The sequence below is a fragment of the Promicromonospora sp. NPDC060204 genome, assembly GCF_042728455.1.
In the GTDB taxonomy this organism is placed as follows: domain Bacteria; phylum Actinomycetota; class Actinomycetes; order Actinomycetales; family Cellulomonadaceae; genus Promicromonospora.
Genome location: NZ_JBHWZO010000207.1, coordinates 1 through 11,346 on the forward strand (window position 1 = coordinate 1; position 11,346 = coordinate 11,346).

Consider the following 11,346-nt stretch of genomic DNA (forward strand, 5'->3'; position numbering starts at 1 on the left):
CCCCGTCGGGGCGCCCTGCCGGCCCGCGTTCCGCCCAGCCGCAGCGGAAGCAGACCGGCGCCCCGCCGCAGAAGGCCCGGCCCGCCAAGGCCCAGCCGCCCAAGGCGCGCTCGGCACAGGCCCGGCCTGCCAAGGCCCAGCCGGCGAAGGCCCGCTCGGCCCAGGCCAAGGCTCGGCCCACCAAGGCTCAGCCCACCAAGGCCCAGCCGCGTGCGACCAGCACCCGGCTGGGCCTTCAGGCACCCGGTGCCCCGCGCCCGGCGTCCGCCCCGTCCCGGCCCGCCCGGTCCCGGGTGGCGCGCCCGCTGCCGCCGCGGCCGGGCCGGCCGGAGGTGCGGCAGCGCTGGCTGGTCGGCATCGCGGCCGTGGTGGTGCTCGTCTTCCTGGTGCGGCTGGTGCACGTCCAGCTCATCGAGGGGCCGAGCCTGGCCGCCAAGGCCGAGGCGGCGCGCACGGCCACCGCGGTCACGCCCGCGCACCGGGGCGACATCACCGACGCGAACGGCGTCGTGCTCGCGACGTCGGTGGACCGGTACACGGTGGTGGGCGACCCGGTGGCGATCGAGGACTTCCGCGGCTCGAGCCGCGGGCTGGACGCCGAGGGCAACAAGGTGCAGGACGGCGCCCTGGGCATCGCCCAGCTCCTCGCACCGATCCTCGACGAGCCCAAGAACGAGCTGGCCGCCAAGCTCGTGGGCGAGTCCCGCTACAAGGTGCTCGCCAAGAACGTGGTGCCGCAGGTGCAGCGCGCCATCGCGGACCTGCAGATCCGGGCGTACATCCGGACCGACCTCACCTCCCGGCGCACGTACCCGTCCGGCACGGTCGCGGGCTCGCTGGTCGGTTTCGTGGACGACGAGCAGACCGGGCAGGGCGGCATCGAGAAGGCGTACGACGACCTGCTGGCGGGTACCGCGGGCTCGGACACGTACGAGCGCAGCCTCGACGGCCTGCGGATCCCGGCCGCCGGCCAGGAGTCGGTCCCGGCGGTCCCGGGCGACAGCATCCAGCTCTCGCTGGTGCACGACATCCAGTGGAAGGCGCAGGACTCCATCGACGAGGCCAAGCGGACCACCGGCGCCGAGTACGGCATCGCCATCGTGCAGGACGTGCGCACGGGCGAGATCGTGGCGCTCGCGGACTCGGGGTCGGTGAACCCGAACGACCGGTCGACGTCGGCCGTCGCGGGCGGCTCGCGCGCCGTGAAGGACGTGTTCGACCCGGGCTCGACCGGCAAGGTGATCACCATGGCCGCCGCGCTGGAGGGCGGCTACTGGAACCCGAACAGCCGGTTCACCGTGCCCTACACCTACACGACGCCGAACGGCCAGAGCTTCCGCGACTCGCACGAGCACCCGGTGCAGCGGCTGACGCTGACGGGCGTGCTGGCGCAGTCGTCGAACACCGGCACCGTGCAGGCCGGCGAGAAGATCCCGCTGCAGACCCGGCAGGACTACCTGTACAAGTTCGGGTTCGGGCAGCCGACGGGCCTGGGTCTGCCGGGCGAGTCCGTGGGCCTCATGCCGCCCGCCGACGTCGCCGACTGGGACGGCCGCACGCAGTACGCGGTGCTGTTCGGGCAGGGCCTGTCCGTCAACGCGATGCAGGCCACCAGCGTGTTCTCGACGGTGGCGAACGGCGGCGTGCGGATGACGCCGACGCTCTTCGAGGGCTCCACCAGCCCCGACGGCGTCACGACGGCGGCCGAGCAGGAGCCGGGGGAGCGGGTCATCTCGCAGGAGACCGCGGACACCCTGGTCGAGATGATGGAGACCGTGACCGAGGACGGCGGTACGGGTACCAACGCGGCCGTTCCGGGCTACCGGGTGGCGGGCAAGACCGGTACCGCGCAGATGCCCGCGGGCGGCGGCTGGACGTACATGGCGTCGTTCATCGGCGTCGCGCCGGCCGACGACCCGCGGTACACCGTGGCCGTGTTCCTCAAGAGCCCGCACAGCTCGATCTTCGGCGGCGACGTCGCGGCGCCGGTGTTCAGCGACGTCATGGGCTTCACGCTGCAGAAGATGGACGTGCCGCCGAGCGAGGACCCGAAGCGGCGGCTCAAGACCGAGTGGTGAGGCGGTCGCGGGTCAGCTCGCGATCCGCACCGTGCTGCCGAGAGTGGCCGTCAGGATCGACTCGATGGCGAAGCCCGTGGCCGACGCGAGGTCGACGGCCTCCGGGTCGAGCAGCCACTGGAGCTGGAGGCCGTCCATGACGGCGATCACCGCGGCGGCGGCGCGCTCGGGCTCGCCCTCGGGCAGGGTCACGTCCCGCTCGGCGGCCAGCTCGCGCACGGCCTGGGAGATCTCGCCGCGCAGCACGGAGAACCGCTCGGCGACCCAGGTGGACGCCGGGTGCCCGTCGGTCACGGACTCGCCGGTGAGCACCGCGTAGGCCTGCACGATGCCGCGCCGGTCGGCGTTGAGCCGCGCGGTGGTGACCAGGTGCCGGAACAGCTCCATGCCGCCCGGGATGTGCTTGCCCTCCAGGTGCTGCACGTCCACGCGGTCGCGGTACTCGAGCACCTCCCACAGCAGCTTGTCCTTGCTGCCGAAGTGGTGCAGCACCCCGGCGTGCGTGATGCCCACCTGGGCGGCGACGTCGACGAGCGAGCCCTGGTGGTAGCCCTTGGACCCGAAAACACGTGTCGCGGCGGCGAGGATCTCCTCCCGCCGCTGGTCGCGCGTGGGCCGCTTGGCCTTCGGGGCAGCCTGCCCTGTCGCTTCTGGCATGGACTCACGATAGCCGAGAATCCGGGCTTACTAACCAGTAAGTAAGTGTGGTTGAATGCGCTCAGCCGTCCACCGCCGAACGGAGAAGCACTTGTCATCGCAGGCAGTTACCGCGCAGGTCATCGCCACGGAGCCCGAGCTGCTCCGGCTCCTGGACCAGCTCTCCGCCGAGGAGAAGGTGTCGCTCGTCGTGGGCGCGTCCATGTGGACCACCACGGGGGTGCCGCGGATCGGCCTGGAGCCGGTGGTGCTGTCCGACGGGCCGGTCGGCGTGCGTGGCCCGGACGGCGGGACGTCGGCGATGTTCCCCGCGCCGTCCGCGCTGGCCGCGACGTGGGACCTGGAGCTGGCCCGCCGCGCCGGCCTGCTGTTCGCCGCCGAGGCCCGCCGTCACGGCGTCGACGTGGTGCTGGCCCCGCAGGTCAACCTCCAGCGCACACCCGTGGGCGGCCGCCACTTCGAGTGCTACTCCGAGGACCCGCACCTGACCGCCGAGATCGCGGTGGCGCTCGTGGGCGCCGCGCAGGAGCGGGGCGTCGGGATGTGCGTCAAGCACTACGTCGCCAACGACTCCGAGACCGAGCGCACGCGCTACCTCGCGCGCCTCGACGAGCGGACGCTGCGCGAGGCCTACCTGGCGCCCTTCGAGCGCCTGGTGCGCGACGTCAACCCGTGGTCGGTCATGGGCGCCTACAACGGCGCCGACACCGAGGGCCTCGCGGCGCCCCTGCTGGAGCACCGGCCGCTCGTGGTCGACCTGCTCAAGGAGGAGTGGGGCTACGACGGCCTGTTCGTGAGCGACTGGGTCGCCACGCAGTCCGTGGTGCCCGCCGTGCGCGGCGGCCTGGACCTGCAGATGCCCGGGCCTGACGGCGCGTGGGGCGACGGGCTGCTCGACGCCGTCCGCTCCGGCGAGGTCGCCGAGTCGGAGCTGGACGACAAGGTGCTGCGCCTGCTGCGGCTCGCCCGCCGCACCGGCCGGCTCGTGCTGCCCGGCGCCTCCGACGCCGACGGCGCCGCGGGCGCGCACCTCGCGCTCCAGGCCGTGCCGGACCAGCCGACCGCCGCGACCGCGACGTCGAGCGCGCTCCTGCGCGAGCTGGCCGCCCGCTCCGTGGTGGTGCTCAAGGACGACGCGGGCCTGGTGCCGCTGGTGCAGGACGGCGCCCGCCCGCTGCGGGTCGCGCTGCTCGGGCCCGCCGCGATCGAGCCGTTCTTCCAGGGCGGCGGCTCCTCGTTTGTGCAGCCCGACCACCTGACCTACCCCGCCGACGAGCTGCGCGCCGCGCTGCCGGCCGGCTCCGAGCTGACCGTGCTGGCCGGCGCCCGCGCGCTGCACAACCCGCCGGAGCTCGACGTCGAACGGTGCACCGACCCGGTCAGCGGCGAGCCGGGCCTGCGCGTCGAGCTCCTGGCCGCCGACGGCAGCACGCTCGAGGAGCGCACCGCCACCGAGTGGACCGGCTGGCTGGAGGACGTGCGCGCCGATGCCGACGCCGTCCGCCTGCGGGCGACCGTCCGGCTGGACGAGCCGGGCGACCACGAGCTGGGCGTCGGCACGGTCGGCGTGCACCGGGTGCTCGTCGACGGCGCGGAGGTCGCCACCGGCAGCACGGTCGTGAACGAGGACGTCGTGCTCTCCTCCGGGCACAACCACCCCATCGCTGCCCTCGCGCAGGCGAGCGGCACCGCCGAGCTGGACGCGACCGTCCAGGTGGTGCACGCCGTGGGCTACGGGCACTTCGTGCGTGCCGCCCTGGTGCACCGGCTGCCCGGCCCCTCGGCCGCCGACGAGCTGGCCGCCGCGGTCGAGGCCGCTGCCGCCGCCGATGTCGCCGTGGTGCTGGTCGGCACCACCGCCGAGGTCGAGTCCGAGGGCTACGACCGGCCGGACCTGGACCTGCCCGGCAACCAGGACGAGCTCGTGCGGCGCGTCGCCGCGGCCAACCCGCGCACCGTCGTCGTCGTCAACGCGGGCGCGCCCGTGCTGCTGCCCTGGCTGAACGACGTGCCGACCGCGCTGTGGGGCTGGCTGCCCGGGCAGGAGGCGGGCACGGCGCTCGCCGACGTGCTCACGGGCGCCACCGAGCCGTCCGGCCGCCTGCCGTGGACGCTCCCCGCGCGCTTCGAGGACGTCCCGGTGCCGCACGCGCGGCCGGCGGACGGCGTCGTCGAGTACACCGAGGGGACCGACGTCGGCTACCGCGCCTGGGAGCGGCGGCTGGCCGCGGGGCCGGACGCCGCGGGTGCGGGCGCGCCAGTGCCCGCCGCGCCGTTCGGGCACGGCCTGGGATGGACCACCTGGGAGTACGAGGACGCCGTCCTCGCCTGGGGCCAGTCCCACGACGCCCCCGCGACCTTGACCGCGTACGTGACCGTCCGGAACACCGGCTCCCGCGCGGGCCGCGAGGTGGTCCAGGTCTACGTCGAGGCGCCCGCGGGCGGCCCGAGCCGCCCCGTGCGGTGGCTCGGCGGCTTCGCGGTGGCGGACGTGCCCGCCATGGGCAGCGCGACCGTCCGCGTACCAGTTCCCACCCGGGCGCTGCAGGTCTGGGACCCGCAGGCCAAGGGCTGGACCACGCCGCCGGGCACCTACCGGCTGCGTACCGGCAGGTCCGTCGCGGACCTGCGCCTGACCAACGAGCTGACCGTCCGGCCCGGGGAGGAACCCGGCGCCGGAACCCAGTGATCACACCCCATCTGTCCCGTCGGGGGACAAGTGCAAGGAGGCACACCGTGAGGATTCACAAGCACGTCGCCGTCGTGGCGGCCGCAGCAGCCGTCGCGCTGCTGGCAGCCTGCAGCGGCGGTGGTGGTGGCGGCACCGCCACCGAGGCCGGCGGCGGGGAGACCCTGACCGTCGGCATGCCGAACGGCGTCCAGACCGAGAACCACAGCCCGTTCGCCACGGGCTCGTCCGCGCTCTCGCTGGGCTACGCGTTCACGATCTACGAGCCGCTGATGATGCGCAACCAGGCCCGGCCCTCCGAGGACCCGGAGCCCTGGCTCGCCGACAGCATCGAGTGGAACGAGGACTTCACCGAGGCCGTCATCACGCCCCGCGAGGGCGTCACCTGGTCGGACGGGGAGGAGTTCACCGCCGACGACGTCGCGTTCTCCATCCAGCTCCGCAAGGACTTCGAGGCGCTGAACACCGGCGCCCTGCCCTACGACAGCGTCGAGACCGACGGGTCCACCGTCACCGTCACGTTCACCACCGGGCAGTTCGTCAACCAGTCCAAGCTGTACGACCTGGTCATGGTGCCCGAGCACATCTGGGCCGACGTGAAGGACCCGACCACCGACACCAACCCCGACCCCGTGGGTACCGGCCCGTACACGCTGAAGTCGTGGACGCCGCAGGCGGCGACTGTCGTGGCGCGCGACGACTACTGGGGCGGCAAGCCCGCCGTCCCCGAGATCCGGTACTCGTCGTACAACGACAACAACGCCCTGACCACGGCCCTGACCACCGGTGAGGCGCAGTGGGGCTGGACGTTCATCGCCGACTACGAGAACGTCTACATCGCCCAGGACCCGGAGCACTACCACCAGTACGCCGCCGGCGGCCTCGGCATCGACGTGCTCTACCTGAACAACGAGACCAAGCCGTTCGACGACAAGGCGTTCCGCCAGGCCCTGAACATGGTCATCGACCGCCAGGAGCTCGTCGACGTCGCCACCTCCGGCGTCAACCCCGCCCTGACCAGCGTCACCGGCCTGCCGCTGCCCGCCGGCGAGGAGTTCCTCTCCGCCGACTACGCCGACCAGGAGTACGCGGTCGACGTCGAGGGCGCCCGCGCCCTGCTGGAGGACGCCGGCTACACCTGGGAGGGCGAGAAGCTCGTCGACCCCGACGGCGACGAGGTGACCTTCGAGCTGGTCAACCCGGCCGGCTGGAACGACTACCTGACCGCCCTGGACCTCATCAAGAACTCCGCCGCCGAGCTCGGCGCCACGGCCACCGTCAACCCCGTCAACCAGGACGGCTGGTTCGCCGACATCATCCCCGGCGGCGACTTCCAGGCCACCCTGCACTGGACCGACGGCGGCGCCACCCCCTGGGACATGTACTCCGACATCCTGGACGGCGCGCAGTACAAGAAGCTGGGCGAGCCGGCCACGTGGAACTTCGGCCGCTTCCAGAACGACGACGCCACGCAGGCGCTCGCCGACTACGCCGCCGCGCAGGACGACGGCGCGCGTACCGAGGCGCTGGACACCATCCAGAAGGTGTTCGTCGAGGAGGTGCCGGGCATCGCCATCTGGACCCGCCCGGCCACCGCGCAGTACTCGACGCAGAACTACGTGGGCTGGCCGTCCGAGGAGGACCCGTACAACCAGCCCCAGCCCACCGGTGTGCAGGCCGCCCAGATCCTGATGCACCTCAAGCCTGCGGAAGGCTGATGAGCGAGACGACACCGGTGCTGGCCGCGCACGGCCTCACCAAGCACTTCCGAGCGGGCGGGCGCCGCGTCAGCGGCCGCTCGCCCGCCCGGGCGATCCACGCCGTGGACGGCGTGGACCTCGAGCTCCACCGCGGCCAGGTCCTGGCCGTGGTGGGGGAGTCGGGGTCCGGCAAGTCCACGGTCGCCCGGCTGCTGGCCGGACTGATCCCGATCACGGGCGGGCAGGTGCTGCTCGACGGCGCCGCCGTCCGCCTGCGGGGCCGGCGGGCGTTCCGCGCGTACGTGCGACGCGTGCAGATGATCTTCCAGGACCCGTTCGGCTCCCTGAACCCGGTGCACCCGGTGCGCTACACGCTCACCCGCGCGCTGCGCCTGCACCGGCGCCAGTCCGGCGGAGGCAAGCTGCGGGGCGCCGAGCTCGAGGCCGCTCTGACCGAACTGCTGGAGCGCGTGCACCTCACGCCCGCGACGCGGTACGTGGACAAGTACCCGCACGAGCTGTCCGGCGGGCAGCGGCAGCGCATCGCCATCGCGCGGGCGCTGGCCGCCGACCCGGAGGTGCTGCTCGCCGACGAGCCGGTCTCCATGCTGGACGTCTCGATCCGGCTGGGCATCCTCAACCTGCTGGCCGACCTGCGCGACCGGCTCGGGATCGCCGTCCTGTACATCACCCACGACATCGCCTCCGCCCGGTACTTCGCCGACCGGACCACCGTGCTGTACGCGGGGCAGGTCATGGAGACCGGCGACTCCGAGTCCGTGACCCAGGAGCCGCTGCACCCCTACACGCGGCTGCTCATCGCGTCCGCGCCCGACCCCGACGACCTGGCGGGGATCGGCGCCGCGGCCGTGCGGGAGCAGGGGACCGGCGGCGAGCCGCCGAGCCTCGTGGACCCGCCGCCCGGCTGCCGGTTCGCGCCGCGCTGCCCGTACGCGACCGACCTGTGCCGCACCGAGACCCCCGAGCTGATCGAGGTCGCCCCGGGGCGGTCCGCCGCCTGCTGGGGGTACGGCGAGCGGGAGGGGCGGCCCGACGTCGGGCCCGCCGTCCGGCACGCGGGTGCGAACGGTGCCGGCGCGAACGGCGCCAACGGGAACGGGGAGGTGGCCGCATGAGGTTCCTGCTGCGCAGGGTCGTGTTCTACGCGCTGACCGCGTGGGCCGCGATCACCATCAACTTCTTCATCCCGCGCCTGCTGCCGGGCGACCCCGTCACGGCCCTGCTGGGCCGCATGCAGGGCCGCATCGACAGCAACGCCGAGCACTCGCTGCGGGTGCTGTTCGGCCTGGACCAGGACACCAGCCTCTGGCAGCAGTACGTCGACTACTGGGGCCTGCTCCTGAAGGGCGACCTCGGCCTGTCCTTCACGCACTTCCCGACGCCCGTGGCCGACATCGTCAACCAGTCCCTGCCGTGGACGGTCGGGCTGGTCGGCGTCGCCACGATCATCGCGTTCGTGATCGGTTCGCTCATCGGCACGTTCCTCGGCTGGCGCCGCGGCACCTGGGCCGACGGGCTGCTGCCCGTGGCGACGTTCTTCCAGGCCGTGCCCTACTTCTGGCTGGGCCTGATCACCATCGCCGTGCTGTCCGTGAACCTCGGCTGGTTCCCGTCCAGCGGCAGCTACGACCGCGGCCTCGTACCCGCGTTCAGCGGTGAGTTCATCGGCTCCGTCATCTACTACGGCTTCCTGCCCGCGCTCACCGTCGTGCTGTCCTCCGTGGCCGGCTGGGTGCTCGGCATGCGCAACATGATGGTGACCGTGTCCTCCGAGGACTACGTCACCGTCGCGCACGCCAAGGGCCTGCCCGAGCGGCAGGTCATGCTCGGCTACGCCGCGCGCAACGCCGTCCTGCCGCAGGTCTCCAGCTTCGCGCTGTCCCTCGGCTTCGTCGTCGGCGGCACGCTGATCATGGAGATGGTCTTCTCCTACCAGGGCATCGGCTACACGCTCTACCAGGCCGTCTCCACCCACGACTACCCGCTGATGCAGGGCTGCTTCCTGGTCATCACCCTGTCCGTCCTCGTGGCGAACATGGTGGCCGACCTCGCCTACGCCCTGCTCGACCCCCGCACCCGGACGGAGGACCGATGAAGAACCAGCTGCTGTTCCTGCGCAACGGCAAGGTCATCACCGGCCTGGTCATCCTCGGCTTCTTCACGCTGCTCGCCCTGGTGGGTCCCTGGCTCTCGCCGTACGACCCCAACCAGGTGAGCGACGCGCTGCTCAGCCCGCCGTCCGTCACCCACTGGCTCGGCACCGACCACACCGGGCGCGACATCCTGTCCCAGATCATCGTGGGCGCTCGCGGCGTGCTCGTCGTCGGCCTGGTCGCCGGCGTGAGCGCCACCGTGGTGGGCGTGCTCGTGGGCGTGACCGCCGGTTTCGTCGGCGGCATCGGCGACGAGTCGCTGTCCGCGCTGTCGAACATGTTCCTGGTCATCCCGCAGCTGCCCCTGATCATCCTGATCGCCGCGCAGCTGCCGTCCGCCGGCGGCCTCACCGTCGCGCTGGTCATCGGGGCGACCGGCTGGGCCTGGGGCGCTCGCGTGCTGCGCGCCCAGACGCTGTCGCTGCGCAAACGCGACTTCGTCGAGGCGGCCCGGGCCAACGGGGAGCGCACGTGGCGCCTCGTGCTCGCCGAGGTCATGCCCAACCTGACGGCCGTGATCGCCTCCGGGTTCGTGGGCACCGTGACGTTCGCGGTGCTGTCCCAGGTCACGCTGTCGTTCATCGGCATCACGCCGGTCAGCGACTGGAACTGGGGCACGATCCTGTTCTGGGCGCAGAACAACCTCGCGCTGCAGCGTGGCGCGTGGTGGTGGTTCGTGCCGGCCGGGGCGTGCATCGCGCTGCTCGGCATGGCGCTGACCCTGGTCAACTTCGGTATCGACGAGATCGTCAACCCCCGCCTGCGGTCCACCGGCCTGCACGCGCGCTCGCTGCGTCGCCGGGGCATCCGGCCGCGCGTGGGGTTCACCCCGGTGGTGCGGGAGGTGCGGTCATGAGCGCAGGTGCTGTTACCGGTCCGGGCGCGGCTCCGGCCGTTGCTGCCGGCGGTCTTGCTGCCGACGGCGGGCCGACGGCGGAGGATCCGGTCCTCGAGGTCCGGAACCTGAGCGTCGACTACGGGTTCGGCGACGACCCGACGCACGTGCTGCGCGACGTCTCCCTGACGCTGCGCCGCGGCGAGGTGCTGGGGCTCGCGGGGGAGTCGGGCTGCGGCAAGTCGACCCTCGCCTACGCCGCGACGCGGCTGCTCGCCCCGCCGGGCCTCATCACGGGCGGCGAGGTGTGGCTCACGAACCGTGACGGCAAGCGGGCGGACCTGCTCGCCCTGTCCGACGCCGAGCTGCGGGCCGCGCGCTGGCGCGACATCGCGATCGTGTTCCAGGGTGCGATGAGCTCGCTCAACCCGGTGTTCCGGGTGGAGAAGCAGCTCGTCGACGGCATCCTGGCGCACCGCCCGCGCATGGGTCGCGGGGAGGCCCGGGAGCGGGCGGCGGAGCTGCTGCGTCTCGTGGGCATCTCGACCGACCGGCTGCGGGCCTACCCGCACCAGCTCTCCGGCGGCATGCGCCAGCGCGTGATGATCGCGATGGCGCTGGCCCTGGAGCCGCAGGTGCTCATCATGGACGAGCCCACCACGGCGCTCGACGTGGTGATGCAGCGCCAGATCCTGGAACAGGTCATGGAGCTGCGCGAGCGGCTGGGCTTCTCCGTGGTGCTCATCACGCACGACGTGTCCCTGCTGGTCGAGGTCGCCGACCGCATCGCCGTGATGTACGCGGGCGAGATCGTCGAGACGGCGGCGGCGCGCGACGTGTATACGCACCCCCGGCACCCGTACTCCGCGGGCCTGCTCGGCTCGTTCCCCCCGCTGCACGGGCCGCGACGCGACCTTTCGGGCATCCCCGGCGCGCCGCCGGACCTGTCCCAGCGCGAGCCCGGCTGCCCGTTCGCCCCGCGGTGCCCCCACGTCATGGACGTGTGCCGCACCGAGCTGCCGGTGCTGGGCCGGACGGCGCAGGCCGAGGACGGGCGGCTGGTGGCATGCCACCTGCACACGTCGGAGTCCGCGAAGCTGCCGGACCTGGTGGCGCGGTAGGCCTTTGACTGTCAACGGAGTGTCTCGCCGGCGGAAAGGTTAGGTCCTGGGGTGTGCTAGCTGAGCGTAGACATTGTCTACGCTCTGCTAGC

Annotated in this window: 8 protein-coding genes; 7 read left to right on the forward strand and 1 reads right to left on the reverse strand. The window is 72.8% G+C overall.

Annotation, left to right across the window (positions count from 1 at the left end):
• A partial coding sequence (locus tag ACFWEJ_RS21705; RefSeq protein ID WP_377231263.1) for a penicillin-binding transpeptidase domain-containing protein occupies positions 1-2,078 on the forward strand: 2,078 nt, incomplete at its 5' end.
• Between the two features lie 12 nt (positions 2,079-2,090).
• Here the strand turns inward: ACFWEJ_RS21705 and ACFWEJ_RS21710 are convergent.
• Positions 2,091-2,735: a TetR/AcrR family transcriptional regulator gene (locus ACFWEJ_RS21710; RefSeq protein ID WP_377231264.1), complete on the reverse strand. Its 645-nt coding sequence runs from the start codon at positions 2,733-2,735 to the stop codon at positions 2,091-2,093.
• A 91-nt stretch (positions 2,736-2,826) separates the two neighbouring features.
• Between ACFWEJ_RS21710 and ACFWEJ_RS21715 the strand changes: the two genes are divergently transcribed.
• From ACFWEJ_RS21715 to ACFWEJ_RS21740, 6 genes are read left to right on the forward strand one after another with little or no spacing between them, the layout of a single operon-like run.
• Positions 2,827-5,424 (forward strand): beta-glucosidase, encoded by a 2,598-nt coding sequence (locus tag ACFWEJ_RS21715; RefSeq protein WP_377231265.1) that lies wholly within the window; start codon positions 2,827-2,829, stop codon positions 5,422-5,424.
• Positions 5,425-5,471: 47 nt separating this feature from the next.
• Entirely contained in the window at positions 5,472-7,142 is a 1,671-nt protein-coding gene (locus ACFWEJ_RS21720) for an ABC transporter substrate-binding protein (protein ID WP_377231266.1), read from the forward strand.
• Positions 7,142-8,260, forward strand: a complete 1,119-nt coding sequence (locus tag ACFWEJ_RS21725) for an ABC transporter ATP-binding protein (RefSeq protein ID WP_377231267.1) — start codon at positions 7,142-7,144, stop codon at positions 8,258-8,260. Before ACFWEJ_RS21720 ends, ACFWEJ_RS21725 begins: the two co-directional genes overlap by 1 nt.
• On the forward strand, positions 8,257-9,240 hold the full coding sequence (locus tag ACFWEJ_RS21730) for an ABC transporter permease (protein ID WP_377231268.1): 984 nt from the start codon (positions 8,257-8,259) through the stop codon (positions 9,238-9,240). The genes ACFWEJ_RS21725 and ACFWEJ_RS21730 overlap by 4 nt, the downstream gene beginning before the upstream one ends.
• Positions 9,237-10,154, forward strand: coding sequence for an ABC transporter permease (locus ACFWEJ_RS21735; protein ID WP_377231269.1), 918 nt, complete (start codon positions 9,237-9,239; stop codon positions 10,152-10,154). The genes ACFWEJ_RS21730 and ACFWEJ_RS21735 overlap by 4 nt, the downstream gene beginning before the upstream one ends.
• Positions 10,151-11,254 carry an ABC transporter ATP-binding protein gene (locus ACFWEJ_RS21740; RefSeq protein WP_377231270.1) on the forward strand — a complete coding sequence of 368 codons (1,104 nt, stop codon included), beginning with the start codon at positions 10,151-10,153 and terminating at the stop codon, positions 11,252-11,254. The genes ACFWEJ_RS21735 and ACFWEJ_RS21740 overlap by 4 nt, the downstream gene beginning before the upstream one ends.
• The last annotated feature ends 92 nt before the right edge of the window (positions 11,255-11,346 follow it).

Coding starts and splice junctions, on each gene's coding strand:
- ACFWEJ_RS21740 (WP_377231270.1), top strand. CDS start 10,151: ATGAGCGCAGGTGCTGTTACCGGTCCGGGCGCGGCTCCGGCCGTTGCT.
- ACFWEJ_RS21735 (WP_377231269.1), top strand. CDS start 9,237: ATGAAGAACCAGCTGCTGTTCCTGCGCAACGGCAAGGTCATCACCGGC.
- ACFWEJ_RS21725 (WP_377231267.1), top strand. CDS start 7,142: ATGAGCGAGACGACACCGGTGCTGGCCGCGCACGGCCTCACCAAGCAC.
- ACFWEJ_RS21730 (WP_377231268.1), top strand. CDS start 8,257: ATGAGGTTCCTGCTGCGCAGGGTCGTGTTCTACGCGCTGACCGCGTGG.
- ACFWEJ_RS21710 (WP_377231264.1), bottom strand. CDS start 2,735: ATGCCAGAAGCGACAGGGCAGGCTGCCCCGAAGGCCAAGCGGCCCACG.